We start from the raw sequence: 19512 nt of genomic DNA on the forward strand, positions 1-19512 counted from the left end.
GTCCGCGACGCCGTCGAGGGCGGTGTTGATGCGGAGCTGTCGGCTGCGGATGCCCTGGGGCTGCGGTTCCCGAGCCCCGACTTGGTGGCCTCGGCGGCGGCACTCTTTGAGCCGGCCGAACCATGGGCGCACGGGCGAGACCGCCTGGGCGTGGAACCGGAGTCCGGTCGATTTCGGATCATTGTGGGCCCTGGCGTGGTTCGCCTCGGTTGGACCAGTCCCGTTCGGGCGGCGAAAGCATCGGAACGCGCGATTAATCACCAGCGACTCGACGTTGCGACTGAGGCCGATCGCATTAAGTCCGGCCGCGATACGCCTAATCCGCCTGGACGTGCGATCACCGAATGGTCTCGCAAATCTCGTGCCGCGATGTGCCGCAGCTTCGCTGAAGTCGACTACACGCCACTGGTAGAGAGCGGCGGTGTGCCAGCGATGGTGACCTTGACCTATCCCGGCGAATGGCAATCCGTTGCGCCTAACGGGGCCAGCGTGAAACGACATATGATGCTGTGGCGCAAACGATTTCAGCGTGAGTGGGGTGAGTCCGCCCGGTACATTTGGAAGCTGGAATTCCAGCGCCGCGGGGCGCCGCACATTCACTTATGGATGGCTCCGCCGCACACTGTAGGCCGATCAGGTCGCACGTTCCGAGACTGGCTGTCACAGGAATGGGCAGACATTGTCGGCCATCCAGATCCGGAACAACGCGCGCGCCACTTGTTGGCCGGGACGGGGATCGACATCCTCAACGGATTACGTGCGTGCGATCCCAAGCGCCTGGCCATCTATTTCACCAAGCACTCATCTCCAAATCTTGATGGCGACAAGGAATACCAACATGTCGTGCCTGAGTTGTGGCAGCAGCCCGGACGTGGTCCCGGTAGGTTCTGGGGCGTCTACGGACTCAAAAAGGCCATTGCGGTCGTCGAGATCGCCCAGGACGCGTACCTGGCGGCGCGCCGAATCGTGCGGCGGTGGTCACGTAGCCAGGCGATCTACAGCAACCCTGCCAGCAGCTTCCCCACCGCAGTCTTGCCGCGCACGGCCACTCGGCTGGTCCCACGTGTTGGTCAGAACACCGGCGTCGTGACTCATCGGAGGGTGCGACGTCGACGCGCCTTCTGCAACCAAGGCGGCCTCGCGGGCGGATACGCGCTAGTGAATGACGGGCCAGCGTTCGCATCTCGGCTCGCGACAGCGTTACTTGGCACGGCGGTTAACACGCCTGCGGCACCTCACTCCGGAAATTGCGTGTGATTGCGCAACGCCTCGGTGGCGGCTTGAGCCGCGCCGCAGGCTTCGGTGAAGGCATGACGAGCCCTGTCGAACGCCTCCATCACTTCAACAGTGTGAGCGGGATCGATAATCGCCCAGTTCAGCCTCGTAGACAAAGAACGGACGATGTCGGCGATCGTCAACCCCGTACCAGCCAGCCGATTGACAATCCAATTGACCACTGCGGGATCGCCCACATCGGCTCCGAAGGCATCGATGTCAAGCGACAACGTGCACATCTGCGCATGCAGATATTCTGATTGCGCGACGAACGGCGCCGAGTCGCCCCAACGTGCGAAATCAGGGACACCGGGGTCAGTGGGCTGACCGGGCGGGGTAGGCCAGAGTTCTCGAACCATCGTCTAAGTGTAGGCGTGACCGATTGCCAGAGTGGCCGTCATTATCTGTAACGAACCGGCGAGTGTATATGACTGTTACCGACGCCGCTTCGACTTCTCGTTTCGGCGTCGGTGACACTGTTATCTGTAACGGTGTCACCCACGTTGAGGTTCTTGGTTTGTCGGCGTTGTGGCCGCTTGAATCTGCTCGGCGACGATGTCGGCGTGACCGGCGTGCCGGTTTCGCCCTTATGCTGCTTCGCTATGACTCGGTGACCGGCGAAGCAGATATACCGCCGGCCATCGGTTAACTCTCATTTTCCCCGAGCCCGAGCCGCGTAGTAAGAGCCTCGCGCAGGCCTGTATCGGTGCCATCTCCCACCCAGGCGATGTATCCATCGGGTCGAACCAATAGGGCTTCGGGGGCTGTTACTTGGCCCAGAACAGGGAATTCCCACGGCCCGGCGTACTCAGCGTCGACGGCTTTCACCCGATGTGCCCATGGAGAGATGTCGAAATCCCAAGGCTTGCCAAGGTTTAACAGCACCGCGCGGGCGTCGTGGAGAAGCGTGAATACTCGCAGTGGACCAGTGGGGGTGATTAGGTCGAGATCGAGCATCCGGCGCCCGAGTAGCGGGTGTCCTGCGCCGAGGTCGTACTGAATGTCGAGGCCAGTCATCATCGCGGCGATTCGCGTGCGTGGCTCTTCCATGTTCAGTAGCTCAGAGATGGTGTCGCGCAACGCGTCGAGACGTTCGCCGGTACCGAGGAGCGCGGTTTGGGCCATGGTGTTGCGTAGCACACCAGCGGCGACCGGGTGCCGCTCGCCGTGGTAGGTATCCAGCAGGCTTTCCGGCGATGTCGTGTTGACCACCTGAGCCAGCTTCCAGCCCAGATTCACCGCGTCCTGGATGCCGGTGTTAAGGCCTTGCCCGCCAACCGGGAAGTGCACGTGCGCGGCGTCACCGGCCAGCAGTACGCGCCTATCTCGGTAGGACGCCGCCTGCCGCGTAACATCGGTGAACCGGGAAACCCAGATGGCACTGCGTATTCCGTAGTCGGTTCCGCGCACGGCGATGAGCGCCTCGCGTATGTCGTCCAGACTGGGCTCGCCAGCATTCTTGAGATGCGGTTCGGCGACCATGACCCGAACCGGCCCGCCATCCTCCAGTTTGAAGAAGGAATGAAACCCGCTGTCGCGATGCATGCCCCACGGTGGCTGCTCGTCCAGCTCGACATCAGCGATCAGGCAACTCATCGATGGATCCCACCCCGGGAATTCGATGCCGGCGGCCTTGCGGATGACGCTGCGCCCTCCGTCGCACCCGACAAGATATGCCGCGCGAAGCGGCGGGCCGTCGGAGAGCTTGACGTCGACGCCAGCGTCGTCTTGGGTGGAACCTTTCACCTCGCGGCCGCGATAGATCGGCACTCCCAGCTCGCTCACCCAGTCGGCGAGGGTGCGTTCGATGCGGTACTGCGGCAGTCCCAACCCATAGTTGTGCCGGGTGGGCAGGACGCTGATGTCGATGAAAATCCCGGAGTAGTGCCCGATCTGGCCCGTCCATCCTTGCGACAGGAATCGGTCAGCAATCCCGCGTTGATCGAGAACCTCAATCGTGCGCGACGTCATCCCACCCGCGCGCGAGCCGATCAGCTCATCGCTGCTGCTGCGGCGCTCGATGATCGCAACGTCGATTCCTGCCAGCGCTAACTCACCGGCCAGCATCAGCCCGGTCGGGCCCGCACCGGCAACAACTACCGCATGGTCTGCCACATGCCACCTTCGTGTTCGCTTGTCCGGAAAGTCCCGTTACGGGCGGCGATCCATGATCTGTTCGACGGCTTGGATAAGCGGGGCACCGTCGGACGGCCTGGTTGCGCTGCGCCAGGCGACATACCCGTCGGGACGCACGAGGACCGCCCCGTCGTGGCCGATCTGGTAGTGATCGAAGAATGTGTCGTTGTGATCGGCCAAGCCCGGATCGCCGATCGCATAGCTGACGATGGGCACCCCGAGCTGTCGCGCCGCATCAGCAGCGGCCTTTCGCCAAATCTCGCCGTCCGGGCCGGTAAGCACGGTGAAGCCGGCGCCGAATAGGTCGAGTGTCGATATCGGGTCACTTTCATTGCCCAGCCATATATGTGGCGCGCGGCAGCCCGGTGTCGCGCAGGGCGCGTAGTCGCTGTAGTCGTCGTCGACGTCGGGAGGTGTTGTGCCGTCGTCGACGACGGCGGCCGAGCGATACACGGTGCCGAACTCGACGCCGAAATGATTGCCGAAGTGTCGGCTCTCCCGCTCGGCTTCCTCGGCACTGAGGTCACTGCTCGCCGGATAGTAGTAAGCCGCGGCAAGCCGCGCGAGATTGCGGTGATTCTCCAAACACTGTGTGATCGTGGTGATTGCGGGTGGGCGACGCTCATCCTCATAGGTTTTGAGCAACGACCACCCGGCCAGACCACGGATGCATAAGGCCAACTTCCACATGGCGTTGTGCATGTTTTGCAGCCCCGTATTGACTCCAAGGCCTCCGGTGGGCGGAAACTGGTGGGCGGCATCGCCACACAACACCACGCGACCCTGGACCCAACGATCGGCGACCGAGGCGTTCATCTGCCAGAGCCCAACACCTTTCACCTCGACCTCGAGTTCCGGCACGCCGACCGCACCGCGGACCCACTGCCTTACTCGCTCGGCGTCCCAGAGCTCGCGCACCCACTGGTCAGGCGACACGCCGATCTGGCACAGCCAGCGGCCATGCGCGTCCAGCGGTTGCAGCAGGCCGGCGGCATCGGGGTTGGCGACAAAAAACACCACGCCCCGGCGTTCGCCGACATGGTGTTCGATATCGCTACGGAAGTAGCAGTTGACGAAATGATGGAGGCCTTGTTCGCCGTTCAAGGCGACACCAAGTTGCGTGCGTACCGTGCTGTCGACACCATCGGCGGCAACCAGCGCTTCCCCGGCGAGCGTGTAGGTGTCGCCCGTCGCGTTGACTCGGACCGCTACGGCAGCTTCGGAGTCGTGGTCGGTTGACCCGGACAGCACGTCGGTGACCTGGTGACCGAAGCGAAGATCGACGATTCCCGTGGCATCCGCGGCGTCACGCAGAATGGCTTCGGTCAGATCCTGCGACGACATGATCGGCAGCGCAGGGCTAATAGTCGGCCCGGGACCTTCGAAACCGCGCGTCTCGATCTGACCCACCTCCTGGCCGACAATCGTGTCCAGATACCTCATCGGGCTCTTCCAGCCCGGCGGAGTATCGATGCCGCGCAGCCGTTGATACACCGCACTTCCCCACCCTCGGGCGATCTCCATCGTCCGCGCGTTTAGATTGCGGGCCTTCGGATGCCACGACGTCGAATCGTGCCGCTCTATCACAACACTGGGAACATGGAAGCGGGCGAGCTCCAGGGCAGCAGACAACCCGACTGGGCCGCCTCCGACGATGATCACCGGTTTGTGCGACACGGTTGAGTTCACCTCGTTGTCCGAATGTATCAGCGGTCTAGGTGTTGGCGGGGGTGGTGGTGCCTACGCCGCGGCGGCGGGTGACGACGAGGTCGTGGTGGTCGACTGGCAGGGTGGGTTCCTCGACGCCCTCGATTACGAACCCGGCGTCGCTGATCATCGCGCGATCAGCTTCGCCGGGCTGTCCTTGGCTGGTGAGGTAGTCACCGAGGAACATCGAATTGGCTAGGTGTAGTGCCAGCGGTTGCAGTGTGCGCAAGTGTATTTCGCGTCCGCCGGCGATGCGGACCTCGACGTCGGGGAAAGCGAATCGGAACATCGCCAGGATGCGCAGGCAGCGTTGCGGGGTCAATTCCCAATGCCCACCCAGGGGAGTGCCCTCGAACGGGATGAGGAAGTTCACCGGCACCGAATCGGGCTGGAGTTCACGCAAAGCCAGTGCGACATCGACGATGTCGTCGTCGGATTCGCCCATCCCGAAGATGGCCCCCGAGCAGGGCGACATCCCGGCGGTTTTGGCGTCACCCACGGTGGCGGCCCGGTCGTTGAAGGTATGGGTTGAGCAGATACGCGCGTAGTTCTTAGCGCTGGTGTTCAGGTTGTGGTTATACGCGTCGGCGCCGGCCTCATGCAGCCGCTCGGCTTGCCCGTGTTTTAGTAGCCCTAGGCAGACGCACACCTCCACTGCTGGGGCAGAGTTCTTGATCACAGCGATCGCGTCGGTGACGCGCTCGATATCACGATCCGCCGGCCCACGGCCGGCGGCAACCAGGCAGATACGTTTGGCGCCGGCATCAATCGCGCATTCCGCATGGCGGGCGATCTCCTCGGTGTTGATCCAGGAGTACTTGAGGATCTCAGCACTCGATCCGAGCCGCTGCGAGCAATAACCGCAATCCTCCGGGCACATCCCGGATTTCATGTTCACCAGGTAGTTGAGCTTGACCCGCCTGCCGAAAAACTTGCGCCGCACCCGCGCGGCCGCGGCGATCACCTCCAGCAGGTCATCGTCACTGCTGGCCAACACGGCCAGCAAGTCGTCACGATCCGCACATCGTCGCTGCAACGCTGTGGCCGTCATCGCTGACAATCGCTGCTCAAACCCCGTATTCGTCACGGCTGGGTCGTGCACAGGCCTCTCCTAGTTGGTCGTCGATCAACGCGGTAGGCCGGCGGTCGTGCGGGATGTCCAACCCAAAACGAGCTGGGTGACCAACCCCGAACGCAAAGGCCTGCTGCCGGGCCTGTCAAGCCCATGAGAAGCGACCGTACACCAAACTTAAGAAAAGTAAGAGTATCGTAAGGTAACACTAAGGGTGTGGCGCGACCGGTGGTTACCTCGTCTGCACATTGAGTCATGACATACGAGAGGATCAGCGACACGTGTAAATGAATGCCGACCACATGGTCGCAAGCACGTGCTTACACCGATTTTGCGTTCGTGTCTTACAGATAAGCGGACTGCTGGCCACCGTATGGACGCAAAGAAGGCGAACGCCGCTCGATCAAATAGCAAAGAACCCGGGTCGGCCGCTAGGGTCGAATACCGGGCTCTTCTGAAACCTCAACCAGAACATCCACCTGGGATGCAACTCTGGCCTTTGTGTAGAGGAGTCTACACCACCGCCGTGTCCACCAGCAACGCCGTGGTTGACTGCCTGGATGACGGTGCCGTACGGGCCTTGGGTCGAGAGCTGGCTGAGTTCCGAACGGTTCGCAACCTACTTGCGGTTGGCGGGCCACGACAGGTCGCGCGCCTTGGCGTTGTACGAATGGAGCGCCAGCCTGAACGCCGCCCTGCTGCACGATTTTGCCCATCTAGAGGTCGGACTGCGAAATATGTACGACACCGCTCTAATGGGGGCGGTCGCAGTCGGCGACACCCATTGGCTCGACAGCACTTCGGCCGATCATCTATTCCCCCGAAGTGTGGCCGGCAACGCACGAACGCATCGCGACATCGCCACTGCGCGTGACAATGCTGGCGGAAATGCGGCGTCGCCGGGCAAGGTGATTGCCGAGCTAATGTTTGGTTTCTGGGTCTTCCTAACGTCACGTCGGCACGAACCTCTCGTTTGGCTGCCGCACTTGGCACACGCTTACCCGAGCGGAACCCACCGCGTGCAACTGCACAACGGTTTGAGCGACCTATTGAAGGCCCGCAATCGGGTTGCTCATCATGAGCCGGCAACTGCTCGTTCGGGGCGCGAGATAATCCGCCGAATCCGCGGGCACGCCAGATACATATCGCCGGAGCTTGCCCAACACATCGATGCGACGAGCACCGTCGAAACGATCATTCGTAACCGGCCGTAGCCGACTGAAGCAGCAAGGCACGTTGACCCTGGAAAAGCACGGCACGTGATGCGACGATTTGGCGCGTGGACGAGAAGCGGTATCAGGTGTTCGTAAGCTCCACCTACAAGGACCTCACCGAAGAACGCGCGGCTGTGATTCAAGCAATCTTGAGCCTCGAACACTTCCCTGCTGGCATGGAGTTGTTCCCCGCCGCGAACGACGATCAGTGGACGCTCATAAAGCAGGTCATTGACCAGAGCGACTACTACGTCGTTGTTGTCGGAGGTCGCTACGGCTCCGTAAGCGCTGAGGGGATTAGCTACACCGAGATGGAATACGACTATGCCGTCGAGACCGGCACCCCGATTCTGGGTTTCGTCCATGGTGAGCCCGACAAGATCGAATCGGGCAAGACGGAGTCAACGCAGAAGGCGCGCAGAAAGTTGGCGGAGTTCCGTGCGAAGGTCGAGACACGAATGGTCAAGCACTTCACAAGCCCAGATCAGCTTGGCGGGCAGGTCATCACTAGTCTCAACCGCGAGATAAAGAAAAGTCCGCGTACCGGGTGGGTTCGTGGCGATAAGGCTATGACGGTTGAAACCGAGCGTGAAATCCTCGACCTCCGAGAACGTTTGGCGGAGTCCGAGAAGGAACGTGAGAGCGCACAGAAAGCGCTGATAGAAAATACGTCTGACCTGGCGCAGGGCAGCGACGAAGTGACCATTCCGTTGCTGGTTACCGGATACGGAGACAATTACCAAGATAAGAAGCGTGCGGAGTTGCACGCTACCACCACCTGGGACGCAATTTTCAGCGACATCGGCCCGGTCATGATTGACGAAGCGACGGACAGAGTCGTGCGGGATCGGTTAAGAGATCATCTTGTCGCTTCAACTATTCCGAAACAAGAGGTTAAGGAAGTGCAGGGATGGAAGTCACGGGATATCAAAATTTTCAATGATGACTGGGACCAAGTTCAGGTACAGTTCCGCGCCCTCGGGCTGATCGATAAGGGGCAACGAAAGCGTACGGCATCGGATACGCATAAGTACCTGGCACTGACCGAGAAAGGCGACCGGCACCTAGCGTTTCTACGGGCGATCAGGCGCGAGTTCGAGGATACCGAATAATCAATTTCTTGAGCGATCGACAGACGAAACTTCGGTGTAGCTCATCGGCTCCCTGCCTCATGAGAGGCCGACTGCGGTTCGCTTAACCAATCATATGCCAGTAGTCAGCAAGTAGGGTTTACGCTCCAGCGGTTAATTAAATCTGAAACCAAACAATCCGCCATCACTAGTGCTGTCGGTCAACGACACTTTGACAGTGTGTTCGGATGAATCAAATCCGCCTTCTTCCTCGACTGAAGCTAAAACGTCGGAGTTGAGGCTGACAATATATTGGAATCCTTTTTCGGAAGCAAGGCGTGCGCCGATTTTAAGGCATGAAGCAATTTGTCGGTGGTCCACAGCATCGAATAGGTGGCTATCGTGAACCAGTATTGGTTGGGCTCGACCAGCATCCACAGCCGTTACCACGCAGACCATGTCTAGCAGGAACGTCTCGACTCCTCTAATACCATCGCTAGCATCTCCTGCTATCTCGGGTTCTATGTGAAGGACCCCCTTGTTCGTCGACGAAATGAGCAGCTTTGCCTCGCGATCCGAGTACACTTCCGATCCTAGTTCATTAAACAGGGAGATAGGTTTTTCGAGTGCTTCCGAGTTTTCCTCAATTTCGCTGCGCACCGCCGCCGCTGCTTCGGCGGTACGCATTCGAACCCTCGTGTCGATATTGTTGATCGACACGGCAGATGACAATCTACGATCAAGGTCGGCAACTTCCGCTTCCAGCTCGACCAACGACTGCTGTGCGTCCAAAAACGTATCGAGCGCAACGGTCTCCTTCAGAAGCCGCATTATCGAGGCGCGTCGGTCGTCCATTTCCGACCGTTCCACGGTGATTGCCTCTAGTCTTTCGGCCGCCGACTGTCTTTCTTGCAGAAGATGCGTACGTCGATTTCTGACTACCGACCTGTGGAACTCCGCGACCTCCTCGAAGCGCCTTGGCACCGATTCGGGAAGTATGACTCCCACTTCTGCGTACAGTCTGGCTACTCGTTCTGCCAACCCCTCGTCCTCCGCCTCGCCTGTCTCGCCCTCCAGCGCTGCTTCGAGCTCTGTCATCCGTCTTTCGAGCAGCAGCCCCTCGTCATTTAGCCTCTGAATGCGCGCTGTAATGCCGTCGGCGGCCCGCTGGTGTTCCGCATACTGCTGGTCAACCTTGAAATTGTCTAGATCGCTCCGAATGCGATCCCGGTAGCGGCGTGCTGCCGCCAACTTGGATCGAAGATCGGCTTCGTTTAACTCGATATGTTGCAGTGCGCCTTCTCGGATGGCGTTGCGAATTGCCCTGCGTTGCTTCTCAAGCTGGCTTACCTCGCCCGCTTGCGCAAGAACAATAGGATCAAGACCCATAAAAAACCCGAGACGCGTGCCCGTCTCCCAATCAGTATCCGTCAGGTAACTCTTGACTGGATTGCCGAATGTGGTTCTGGCGAGCTGGCCCCACAGCTGTCCGATTGTTGGACGCTGCGCTTCTTCCGGTAAACCGAACAGTGCGGTCGACTGCCATCCCCTCCACTCTTCGACCTGGACATCACCTTGGATCTCCGACGGTCCGTCTATTGCGACCTTGGTTGTCGGTGATACTGGTCGGCTGACTTCGACGTCGACCCTGATTTGGTTATCACGACGATCAAAGCTAAATACTCCGGTGAAGACGTGGTCATTGAGCTCTTCGGCCCTTAACTCGTCCGGAAGATTCCCCCCCAATAAATAACGCAATATTCGAATGAAACTCGATTTTCCCGTTCCGTTTCGGCTATCACCTTGGGTAGATTCGGTAGTCCTATCTGCGACAATCAGGTTAAGTCCGTCGTGAAACTCGATCGTTTTGAACCGTGGATCATTCGCACGAACCTCATGTAAAAACATGATGCCTACGCAGAGTCCCGTTATCGTCAATTTCCAAAGCATTCATCGCATACAGAGCGGTGATGGCCAGCGAAAACCAATCGAAGGTAACCGTTGCCGGCTCGGCTTGCCCGTCTGTTGCGCGTGAGTTCCTTAATGATTCCCATACTGCAGATAAGCCCATCGGTCGCTCGACCGTTTCCAGGATTTCAGCACCTAGGGTTATTAAGCAGCGGTCGGCCGCGATTCCCTTGGTTGGCAGCAGCATGTCAGGAGCCCTCCATCCAACCAGGGGGCGGCTCGTCGAAGATATCGCACGAATCAAAGAAGTACGCGCTGATGGCGTAAACAGAGTTGGCGCGTTTGCTGTCATGACGGAAATCGGATCCGCCGATCGACGTGTAGATACGTTCAAGGATTTCGGTTGCATCTGTCGTCGCCAATTTATGGTTTTCGTAGATTGTCCGAAAGTTCCTGGCCTGATGATCGCGGAGATCAGGGTTCGACTGCTCAGCAAACCACTTATCGATCCGAGGCGACATGAGACGGCCCTCGTTGAACTCAATCTGCGACGCCGGCGCCAGCCGGTTGAAATTCATTTTTTCTACAGAAACCGTGTTGATCGACTCGTTCGCTTCTCTATAATCGCTATCTTGACCAAGCTCGTCCAAAAGTGGAATTAGATCGGCAAGATCAATATTTTCAGCGCGCGGCACACCCGGGAATATCTCATTTAAGTGGGATGGCGCAAGGTTTGATACAACTTCCGTCCAAACTCGATCACATCCCCAAATCATCGCTTCGATCGGACGGAGAGTAGACGGTCCGTGGGCTTGCTGAATCTCAGTAAGAGCCTTCGCGGCCACCGGACCTGGTGATGCGTTGGTCACGAAGCGCCAGGATACGAAGGTGTCCCAACTCGCCAGACCTCGAGCGAAATCCCCCTGGATCTTGGCAGCGAGCTTCCGTTCGGCATCCTGCTGAGCGCGCGAGCCATAGCACGCGTACAGAATCGTGCCACTTTCAGCCAGACCGTCGGATCCGGCATCTCCCAGCCTGCCCGCCGGGGTCGGGTTTATGAAGTCCGGATGAAACCGCGCCAGGATGTCCGTGATGTGATCCTCATAGGCGGAACCCGTCAGGAGAGCGCACCTGCGGTCGTGCTGCGCGCGATACCAATCGCGCCATGCTGGATCTGCAAGCATCTTCAGGCCCGTCGCGCCACCAGCTGGTCTATCTGCCCAGTTACTGACAACGTGGTCAACCTTACCGCTCCGCCACAGATAGGAGCGTCCTGCCGCACCGCCATGCCTTCATGTTTCCACCACGCACTGACTTCTTGGGGTCACCTTGAATCGGTCGAGCCTACTCGATCCGATGCGAGACAGTTCGCCGCCGTGGGGGATCGAACCATCGCCCCGTGGCCACAGGCGGTTAACAGTCCCGCACCCTGCTACTCGCCAAGAATCGGCTCAAGCCGAGCCCTCCTGAATCGGGTCTCACCAGCTCGTCAGCACACAGACCACCGCAGCACCAGCGCGGGCGACGGTACTGAAGGCGTGTGGCTTTGTGCGACGGGGCGCACCGCTTGGGATGGAACCGTGATGAAGCCCCGAGCCAATGTCACGAGAGATTGACTCCATCGTGCGCACGCGAATGTGGCTCTAGGTCGAATGCGTCCAGCACGCGCACGGCGAAGGCAGGGTTCATCGCCGACTGAACTTCTTCCCTTGTCATCCAGCGAACTTCGCGCGATTCGGCTGTCGGGTGCGTCATCCCGTCGGCCGGACGGCAGCGATAGACGAGAGCGACAATGCCGTGAGTGAGGTTCTTATAAACGCCGGTCAGACGCTCCACAGTGACCTCTAGACCGGTTTCTTCGAGCACTTCGCGCCGGACGCCGTCCTCGAAGGATTCGTGCAGTTCGAGTACGCCACCGGGGGCTTCCCAGTGACCGTTGTCGTCTCGGCGGATCACAAGAACCCGACCATCATCCCGGACGACGATGCCGGCGACACTTACCGAGTGCTTTGGTGTGTTTCCCATCGGTAGTCTCCATTGTTCGATGCCAGCGATGTGACACGAGCTTGACTGGCTTCCTAGACTAGTCGTCTAGACATGTAATGGAAGGCCAGAGGGTGCTGCAACTTGGACAGATCGACCGGGCGGACGACAAACCGCCATATCGGCAGATCGCGGGCATGTTGCGAGAAGCGATTATTCACAACCAGCTACCCCCTGGTGAACGACTGCCGTCCGAGGCGGAATTGATCGAGCACTTCGGAGTGGCCCGCATGACTGTAAGACAAGCCATGCATGAGCTTCGTTCCGAGGGCCTGGTCATCTCGCAACACGGCCGCGGGGTGTTCGTCCGCTCGACACCGCCGATTCACAGACTTGCGTCAGATCGATTCGCGCGAAAGCACCGCGCGGAAGGCAAGGCGGCGTTCACCGTGGAAGCTGAAAAATCCGGTTACTCGCCGCAAGTCGACAATATCGTCGTGAATCGACAGAAGCCGAATTCCTTTGTAGCTGAACGACTTAGAGTGTCGCCCAATGATGACGTTGTCGTGCGATCCAGGCGGTACCTAGCGAATGGCCGGCCAGTTGAGACGGCCGTCTCCTTCATCCCAGCAGCTTTCGCTAAAGGCACGAAGATCGAGCAAGTCGATACGGGCCCAGGCGGTATCTACGCCCGCTTGGAAGAGAACGGTCATGTCCTCAGCCGGTTCACCGAGGAAGTCGCAGCTCGGATGCCCACCCCCGAGGAACGGCGGCAGCTGGAACTTGAACCTGGCATTCCCGTACTCACTGTGCTGCGAACCGCGTATGACGCGAACGATGTGGCGGTTGAGGTCTGCGACACCGTGAAGGTCGCCTCCGCCTACCTGCTCGAATACGAGTTCCCCGCCCGCTGAACGCAAAATTCTTCGACCAATCGCGCCTGTCCGTTGCACACCTCTAGACGACTATGTAACCTCGACTTGTCTAGAGCAGTTCTCATGATGAAAGGCCAACAATGTCCGTTCCGAAATGGCTCAAGGTGTCCCACCAGCAGGTTTTCCCGCACCGAGCGTTCGTGGTGTCCGACGTGACGGCGGTGATCGATTACGAGCGGTCGACGAAAGACAACAAGGTTCAGGCGACTGATCGAGATTCAGGCGCTCCGCTGTGGCAGGTCGAGGTCCTCGATGGCGACCCGGCAGCTAGTAAGCGAGCGCGGACTCTCACCGTGAAGTTCGCAACGCCTAAGCAGCCCGTGTGCCCGCCGAACGCCGCCGGAATGCCCTTCACACCAGTTGTTTTCGAGGAACTGTGCGTATTGCCGTACGTAGACCGCTCGAGCGAATCCGGCCGCATCGCGTGGTCGTTTCGGGCCGCGGGGATGAGTGCGGACACCGGCAAGGCGGGGCCCTCAGCGGGAGACCGGGTGCCAGCGTGAGTACGTACGACCCCGTAGTACCTAGCGATCCGTATTCGATTCCAGATCCCGACGGCGGCATTGACTTCTTTGACCTCACCCATCTACTGGCGGTCAGCGCGATGTGGCTCATCACCGTGATTGGCGTGGTTGCCCTTTCGCTCGTCGTTTGGAGACTGCGTTCGCCTGCCACATTTGGGCGCTATGTTGCAACCCCAGCGCGGCGGACCCGATGGCTGCTTTGGGCGCTGACCTCTTGGCCACGGGTTGCCAAGGCCTGCGGCTTGTCGACTTCCGAGCGCATCGCAAGTACGGACTCGCAGGGCAAAACCAGGACGAAGACAGTCTGGACCCACCCTCGCCTTCTCGGGGTGAGCATGTCGGATCACTGTCTGCGCATCACCGTCCGCACACGTACGGGCCAGACGGTTGACGACCTGGAAAACGCGGTCCCCGCAATCCGCGACGCTGTCGGGGCACACGCCGCCCGCTCAACGGTAGTTTCGCCCGGCACGGTTCGCATGGAATTCGTTATGCGACAACAATTATCGGCCGTTGAGACGGCTAGACGGCCAACCAGTCCCGAGGCGACCACCGTCGAGATCGGTCGCCGCGAGAACGGGTCGGCATGGGCGCTCCGCATCGCCGGCCTCCACACGCTCACTGTTGGGTGCTCCGGGGCGGGAAAGGGTTCCATTTTTTGGGGCATTGCGGGCGGATTAGCTCCTGCCATCAAGGCGGGAACCGTGCGACTGTTCGCGGTGGATCTCAAGTACGGGATCGAAGTGTCAGTCGGCTCCGCACTATTCAGCGGTATTGCGACAACCGAAGACCAGGCCGCGAGACTGCTGACCAAGTTGGAGGAGCTACTGGACAGCCGCGGTCGCCGGATGGCCGGCCGAGCGCGTTCGCACACACCGAGCACCGCCGAACCGCTCGTTGTGCTGCTCATCGATGAATTCGCGGGCTTGACCGCATACATGACGGACGCCGCCCTGAGGAAGCAAGTTGCGGGCTCGCTCTCACGCATCCTGACAAAGGGTAGGTCTGTAGGCATCGTGGTCGTCGCATTCATGCAGGACCCTCGCAAGGAGATTCTGCCCATGCGCGGGTTGTTCACTCAGACTGTCGCACTGCGGCTGCGCTCGCGCGACGAGGTCGCCATGGTCCTGGGTGACGGCCTCGCCGACGCCGCGCCCGCGCACCGGATCAACCCAAATGAGCCTGGGACCGGATACGTCATCGCTGAAGACGGGTCAACGATGCGAGTACGCGCCGACTTCTGGCCCGATTCGTTAATCCGTTCTGTTGCACAAGAATACGGGCCTGCAAGCTCAAGTCCCGCGGGTCCCGCAGAGAACTGAGGACATCAGCATGACAACTGTCGGCGTCAACGCCACCGCCACATCGATAGCGACCTTTCCGGAGCTGCTGACAGCAGAGCAGGTGGCCGAGCTGCTCGGCGTCTCGGCGGCGACCGTGAGCCGATGGGGCGCGATGCGCGAACACGGCGCGGAAGTCGGACCGCCCTGCTACACGCTATCTGATCGCGTAAGACGCTGGGACGCAGCGGAAGTCCGCGCTTGGCTGAAGCAGGTGCGCCGCTAAGTGGCCGGATCGGTACCGCGCGGTATCCGAAAGCGGATGAACGCAGCTGGCCAGGCGCGCTATCAAGTGCGCTACCTGGTGAGGGACTCAGACTCGCCATCTGGATGGGTTGAAACGTCATCGACGTTCGCCAGCATGCGGGAGGCTCGCGCGTTCAAGGCCGAGCGTGACGGTGAAGCGGCAATCGGTGGCAGGCGCTTCGACCCTCGGCTCGGCCGCATCAGCCTCGCCGTGATCTGGACCCAATACAGCGCGTCGAAACGCCCAGCGGTGTCACCCAAGACGTGGAGCGGCTACACGCAGCATTGGGAACTCCGCATCAGCCCCCGTTTCGGCCATGTCCCACTCGACGAAATCGGCCGCAAGGACGTGCAGAAATTCGTTGATACCCTCACTGTCGGCCCTTGGGCGAAATTGGCCACGCTCCGACTACTCCGGTCAATCCTCGAAATGGCGCGGGAGGACGGTCGAATCCACAGCAACCCCGCGCAGGGCGTTTCGGCGGGGCGGATACCCGCCCGAGATCGGCACCGGTACCTCACAGCGACCGAAGTCGCCACTCTGGCGGCAGCGTGCGGCGACCAAGGCGACGTCGTCACGATCCTGGCGTTCACCGGCCTGCGCTGGTCCGAACTCGTCGGATTGCGCGTCGGTGATGTCGACCTCGTGGCGCGCCGGCTCTACGTCCGCCAGGCCGCGCCAGAAGTGGAAGGCCGGATCATCGTCGGACCGCCAAAAACGCGCGCTGCAGTGCGAACCGTCCCACTCCCCCAAATCGTCATCGACGCACTCAAGCCACGAATCGCCAGCCGCGCGCCAGGGGAACAAGCGGTCACCTCGCCGAACGGTGGCTTCCTCAGATCAAACAACTGGCGTCGCCACGTGCACTGGTCTCGTGCTCTGCAGACAACACAACTGGCGCCCTTAACGATTCACGACCTACGCCACACCTACGCCAGCCTAGCCCGGGCTTCCGGCGCTGACCTTCGCTACGTCCAGAAAACCATGGGGCACTCCACGCCAACCGTCACCGCGAATATCTACAGCGACCTGTACTCCGACGAACTTGACCACGTCGCGACGAACCTCGACCGGCTCAACGACGTCGCCAAAAACAAGGCGACCGGACAGGAACCGGACAAGACCAACCATCCATAGAGTGCAGTCATCGTGTCCGTGCAGATCAGAACTGGTGGCCAGGGGCGGGATCGAACCGCCGACCTTCCGCTTTTCAGGCGGACGCTCGTACCGACTGAGCTACCTGGCCGGAAGGCATGAAGTGCCTCGCCGAGTTGGCGACCCTGACGGGACTCGAACCCGCGACCTCCGCCGTGACAGGGCGGCGCGCTAACCAACTGCGCCACAGGGCCTTGCTGCTGCTCCGCGTCACCGCGTCGCGTACCCCCAACGGGATTCGAACCCGTGCTACCGCCGTGAAAGGGCGGCGTCCTAGGCCACTAGACGATGGGGGCCAGAACCGAATCACTCCGGGGTACTCACAACGAGGTTTCGTTAGGAGCCACGTCAGCTTAGGTCACCGCGGGCCCAATCCTCAAACGAGCCCCGTTTGCGGCCCAAGTATCCTGAATCTCCGCGGCCCCTATAGCTCAGTTGGTAGAGCTACGGACTTTTAATCCGCAGGTCCCAGGTTCGAGCCCTGGTGGGGGCACCGGCGCGTGATGGTCTCGGCAGATCGGCGCTTACCCGAGCACCGCGCTGCTGTAGGTCACATCCGCGAAGGCCCGGGCGACCTCGTCGTCGGCGTAGGCGAAGCCGTTGGCCGCGTGCAGTTCCGCTACCGTCCGCGACGACGTCCGCCAGCCGCGCTGGCTGAGGTGGTCGACGATGTGGCTGCGCTCGCCGTGATAGACGAGGTCGTTGAAGTCGACCTCGAAGCCGAGCTCGCTCATCCGGTCGTGGTGGGCGCGCCAGCGCGGGTCGGTGAAAACGGCGGTGTCAGGCACGAAGTCGAAGGCCAGCCGGCTGCCGGGTGCGCTCAGGGCGGTGATGTTGTCGAAGAGCGCGTCCTGGGCCGACTCCGGCAGGTACACCAACAGTCCCTCGGCGCTCCACGCCGACGGAGCCTGTGGATCGAGTCCCGCCTGGCGCAGCGCGGTGGCCCAGTCGTCGCGCAGGTCGACGGCGACGGTGCGCCGCTCGGCGGTCGGCTCGGCGCCCAGCTCCTCGAGGGTCAAGGTCTTGAACTCGATCACCTCCGGCATGTCGACCTCGTAGACGACGGTGCCCGCCGGCCACGGCAGGCGGTAGGCGCGCGCATCGAGCCCCGACGCCAGGATCACCGCCTGACCGATGCCGCTCCGAGTCGACTCCAGGAAGAAGTCATCGTAAAACCTTGTGCGACAAGCCATGCTGCGCGCCATCCGCTGCGGATTGAACTCGGCGGCTCCACCGGCCGGGATTTCGCCGTTGACCATCCGGACGTAGACGTCGATCCCGACGGCGCGCACCAGCGGCGCCGCATAAGGGTCGTCGATCAACTCCGCGTCGGAGGACAGGGCCCGCTGGGCCGCGACCATGGTCGCCGTCGCGCCCACACTGGTTGCCAGGTCCCAACGATCACGATCGGTGCGCGCCATCGTGCTCCCTCTCGCCCCCGAATTAAATAGACAATCTAGTCAGTATCGCAGGGCGGTTTGGCCCCACGGGACTACCCTGCGACCTGTGACCGACTTCGCCCAGCGGACGATCGACCTGGCCCGCCGAAACGTCGCGGAGGGCGGCCGCCCGTTCGCCACCGTGATCGTCCAGGACGGCGAGGTGCTCGCAGAGAGCGCCAACAAAGTGGCGCAGACGAACGACCCGACGGCCCACGCCGAGATCCTGGCCATCCGTGAAGCGTGCACAAAGCTGGGCACCGAGCACTTGGTCGACAGCACGGTCTATGTCATGGCGCATCCGTGCCCGATGTGCCTGGGGTCGCTGTACTACTGCTCACCGAAGGAAGTCGTCTTTCTGATCACGCGCGAGGCGTACGAGGACTATTACCTCGACGACCGCAAGTACTTCGAGGTGTCCACCTTCTACGACGAATTCGCCAAGAGCTGGGATCAGCGGCGCCTGCCGATGCGCTACCAACCCGACGCGGGCGCGGTGGACGTCTACCGGTTCTGGAACGAGCGCAACGGCGGCCAGCGGCGGTCCACGGTGGTCCCGTCACCCTGAGCGGCGCGCGGGGCAGCGGCGGCACCCCGGGTATTATCTGCGTATGCATGCAGATAGTGGCGCAGGCCGCTTACCCGAGGATCAGACGAGCCTGGTGGTCGAGGTCTTCCGGATGCTGGCCGACACCACCCGGGTGCAAGCGCTGTGGGCCCTGACCGAGCGCGAGATGTCGGTCAACGAACTCGCCGAGCACGTGGGCAAGCCGGCGCCGTCGGTCTCCCAGCACCTGGCCAAGCTGCGGATGGCACGGCTGGTCCGCACCCGCCGCGAGGGAACGACGATCTTCTACAGCCTGGAGAACGACCACGTCCGGCAGCTCGTCACCGACGCCGTCTTCAACGCCGAACACGCCGGCCCGGGCGTGCCCGGTCATCACCGCAGAGACGGCGGCCTGAAGGCCGTCGGCGAAGCAGCGCAACCGTCGAACCGGCGGCGCGGCGGCACCAAGTGATTGATCCAAGGAGGCACCGATGACCGACCAGCACACCCACGACCAGCCCCACGCGCACGAGCATGGGCATGGCGACCTGACCCACGCGCACGCGCACACCGCGCACGAGCATGACCACGTCGAGCACGAGCACCACCACAGCCACACCGACGGCACCGAGCACAGCCATCAGCATGTGCACCAGGCCGGCGTCGAGGACGTTCACGGTCACACCCACGCCTAACGCGGGCGCCGGCGCTCAGGAGACGGGGCAGTAATGCTTCGGGTCGCCCCGCTCGGCCACCGGCGGGAGGTTGCGTGCCGGCGTCTGCGGCAGCGGCGCGTCGGCCGGGATGCGCCCGGAAGCACGGTCGAGGCCGGCGCGGGCCCGCGGGTGCTTGCGGTACCGGCGCGGCACGAACGCGAAGACCAGGCGCACCAGGTTGCCGAAGCGCCGGTGCAGCCACTCGTCGCGGTCGGACCACTCAAAGCCCAACCGTTCGCGAACG

20 protein-coding genes, 4 tRNA genes and 1 pseudogene are annotated in these 19512 nt (G+C 61.4%); 12 read left to right on the plus strand and 13 right to left on the minus strand.

Annotated elements, in window-relative coordinates; genetic code table 11:
* The coding region (locus tag A9X05_RS30145) for a hypothetical protein (RefSeq protein WP_231978468.1) at positions 1–1257 on the plus strand (1257 nt) is incomplete at its 5' end.
* Here the strand turns inward: A9X05_RS30145 and A9X05_RS25200 are convergent.
* From A9X05_RS25200 to bioB, 4 genes are all read right to left on the minus strand, one after another.
* The gene (locus tag A9X05_RS25200) at positions 1236–1634 is read right to left on the minus strand and encodes a hypothetical protein (RefSeq protein ID WP_231978469.1); all 399 of its coding nucleotides are present in this window, start codon (positions 1632–1634) and stop codon (positions 1236–1238) included. The two genes, A9X05_RS30145 and A9X05_RS25200, sit on opposite strands and share 22 nt — an antisense overlap.
* Positions 1635–1920: 286 nt before the next feature.
* Positions 1921–3390, minus strand: coding sequence for an FAD-dependent monooxygenase (locus A9X05_RS25205; RefSeq protein ID WP_067784797.1), 1470 nt, complete (start codon positions 3388–3390; stop codon positions 1921–1923).
* Between the two features lie 36 nt (positions 3391–3426).
* Positions 3427–5100 carry an FAD-dependent monooxygenase gene (locus A9X05_RS25210; RefSeq protein ID WP_197499195.1) on the minus strand — a complete coding sequence of 558 codons (1674 nt, stop codon included), beginning with the start codon at positions 5098–5100 and terminating at the stop codon, positions 3427–3429.
* 25 nt (positions 5101–5125) lie between these two features.
* The gene (gene bioB / locus A9X05_RS25215; protein ID WP_067784802.1) at positions 5126–6169 is read right to left on the minus strand and encodes a biotin synthase BioB; all 1044 of its coding nucleotides are present in this window, start codon (positions 6167–6169) and stop codon (positions 5126–5128) included.
* 581 nt (positions 6170–6750) lie between these two features.
* Here bioB and A9X05_RS25220 point away from each other — a divergent pair.
* Both A9X05_RS25220 and A9X05_RS25225 read left to right on the plus strand, forming a co-directional pair.
* On the plus strand, positions 6751–7404 hold the full coding sequence (locus A9X05_RS25220) for a CAAX protease (RefSeq protein WP_067784805.1): 654 nt from the start codon (positions 6751–6753) through the stop codon (positions 7402–7404).
* A 65-nt stretch (positions 7405–7469) separates the two neighbouring features.
* Positions 7470–8516 carry a DUF4062 domain-containing protein gene (locus A9X05_RS25225; RefSeq protein ID WP_067784808.1) on the plus strand — a complete coding sequence of 349 codons (1047 nt, stop codon included), beginning with the start codon at positions 7470–7472 and terminating at the stop codon, positions 8514–8516.
* A gap of 132 nt (positions 8517–8648) precedes the next feature.
* On the opposite strand, the gene A9X05_RS30150 is transcribed toward A9X05_RS25225, so the two are convergent.
* The 4 genes from A9X05_RS30150 to A9X05_RS25240 form a co-directional block, all read right to left on the minus strand.
* Entirely contained in the window at positions 8649–10382 is a 1734-nt protein-coding gene (locus A9X05_RS30150; RefSeq protein ID WP_082971063.1) for an ABC-three component system protein, read from the minus strand.
* Positions 10369–10629: an ABC-three component system middle component 6 gene (locus A9X05_RS31380; RefSeq protein WP_156736976.1), complete on the minus strand. Its 261-nt coding sequence runs from the start codon at positions 10627–10629 to the stop codon at positions 10369–10371. Before A9X05_RS31380 ends, A9X05_RS30150 begins: the two co-directional genes overlap by 14 nt.
* Position 10630: 1 nt before the next feature.
* A complete protein-coding gene (locus A9X05_RS25235; RefSeq protein WP_197499196.1) occupies positions 10631–11566 on the minus strand; it encodes an ABC-three component system protein in 936 nt (311 codons plus the stop codon).
* Positions 11567–11984: 418 nt separating this feature from the next.
* Positions 11985–12407 (minus strand): NUDIX hydrolase, encoded by a 423-nt coding sequence (locus A9X05_RS25240; RefSeq protein WP_067784813.1) that lies wholly within the window; start codon positions 12405–12407, stop codon positions 11985–11987.
* A 77-nt stretch (positions 12408–12484) separates the two neighbouring features.
* Between A9X05_RS25240 and A9X05_RS25245 the strand changes: the two genes are divergently transcribed.
* The 5 genes from A9X05_RS25245 to xerC all read left to right on the plus strand — a co-directional run bounded on the left by A9X05_RS25245 (position 12485) and on the right by xerC (position 16548).
* Entirely contained in the window at positions 12485–13279 is a 795-nt protein-coding gene (locus A9X05_RS25245) for a GntR family transcriptional regulator (RefSeq protein WP_067784816.1), read from the plus strand.
* 101 nt (positions 13280–13380) lie between these two features.
* Positions 13381–13803: a plasmid replication, integration and excision activator gene (locus A9X05_RS25250; RefSeq protein WP_067784825.1), complete on the plus strand. Its 423-nt coding sequence runs from the start codon at positions 13381–13383 to the stop codon at positions 13801–13803.
* Positions 13800–15146, plus strand: coding sequence for an FtsK/SpoIIIE domain-containing protein (locus A9X05_RS25255; protein ID WP_067784828.1), 1347 nt, complete (start codon positions 13800–13802; stop codon positions 15144–15146). Before A9X05_RS25250 ends, A9X05_RS25255 begins: the two co-directional genes overlap by 4 nt.
* A 10-nt stretch (positions 15147–15156) precedes the next feature.
* Complete coding sequence (locus tag A9X05_RS25260) at positions 15157–15390, plus strand: AlpA family transcriptional regulator (protein ID WP_067784831.1); 234 nt, start codon at positions 15157–15159, stop codon at positions 15388–15390.
* Positions 15391–16548: a tyrosine recombinase XerC gene (xerC, locus tag A9X05_RS25265; RefSeq protein ID WP_067784842.1), complete on the plus strand. Its 1158-nt coding sequence runs from the start codon at positions 15391–15393 to the stop codon at positions 16546–16548.
* Between the two features lie 32 nt (positions 16549–16580).
* Here the strand turns inward: xerC and A9X05_RS25270 are convergent.
* The 3 genes from A9X05_RS25270 to A9X05_RS25280 form a co-directional block, all read right to left on the minus strand.
* Positions 16581–16657: transfer RNA gene (locus A9X05_RS25270), tRNA-Phe, on the minus strand.
* A gap of 26 nt (positions 16658–16683) precedes the next feature.
* A tRNA-Asp gene (locus A9X05_RS25275) sits at positions 16684–16760 on the minus strand.
* Between the two features lie 29 nt (positions 16761–16789).
* Positions 16790–16862, minus strand: a tRNA-Glu gene (locus A9X05_RS25280).
* A 124-nt stretch (positions 16863–16986) separates the two neighbouring features.
* Here A9X05_RS25280 and A9X05_RS25285 point away from each other — a divergent pair.
* A tRNA-Lys gene (locus A9X05_RS25285) sits at positions 16987–17059 on the plus strand.
* A 31-nt stretch (positions 17060–17090) separates the two neighbouring features.
* On the opposite strand, the gene A9X05_RS25290 is transcribed toward A9X05_RS25285, so the two are convergent.
* Positions 17091–17987 carry a class I SAM-dependent methyltransferase gene (locus tag A9X05_RS25290; RefSeq protein ID WP_067784845.1) on the minus strand — a complete coding sequence of 299 codons (897 nt, stop codon included), beginning with the start codon at positions 17985–17987 and terminating at the stop codon, positions 17091–17093.
* Positions 17988–18072: 85 nt separating this feature from the next.
* Here A9X05_RS25290 and A9X05_RS25295 point away from each other — a divergent pair, with 85 nt between their 5' ends.
* Genes A9X05_RS25295 through A9X05_RS25305 form a run of 3 tightly spaced genes read left to right on the plus strand, consistent with a single transcriptional unit; the run spans position 18073 to position 19247 of the window.
* Positions 18073–18573 carry a nucleoside deaminase gene (locus A9X05_RS25295; protein ID WP_067784848.1) on the plus strand — a complete coding sequence of 167 codons (501 nt, stop codon included), beginning with the start codon at positions 18073–18075 and terminating at the stop codon, positions 18571–18573.
* A 43-nt stretch (positions 18574–18616) separates the two neighbouring features.
* Positions 18617–19024 (plus strand): metalloregulator ArsR/SmtB family transcription factor, encoded by a 408-nt coding sequence (locus A9X05_RS25300; RefSeq protein WP_082950072.1) that lies wholly within the window; start codon positions 18617–18619, stop codon positions 19022–19024.
* A 19-nt stretch (positions 19025–19043) separates the two neighbouring features.
* The gene (locus tag A9X05_RS25305) at positions 19044–19247 is read left to right on the plus strand and encodes a zinc transporter Slc39a7 (RefSeq protein ID WP_067752150.1); all 204 of its coding nucleotides are present in this window, start codon (positions 19044–19046) and stop codon (positions 19245–19247) included.
* Positions 19248–19262: 15 nt separating this feature from the next.
* On the opposite strand, the pseudogene A9X05_RS25310 reads toward A9X05_RS25305, so the two are convergent.
* A pseudogene (locus tag A9X05_RS25310) lies at positions 19263–19512 on the minus strand (hypothetical protein); the annotation flags it as partial.

It is taken from the genome of Mycobacterium sp. E3298 (assembly GCF_001666895.1).
Classification (GTDB): domain Bacteria; phylum Actinomycetota; class Actinomycetes; order Mycobacteriales; family Mycobacteriaceae; genus Mycobacterium.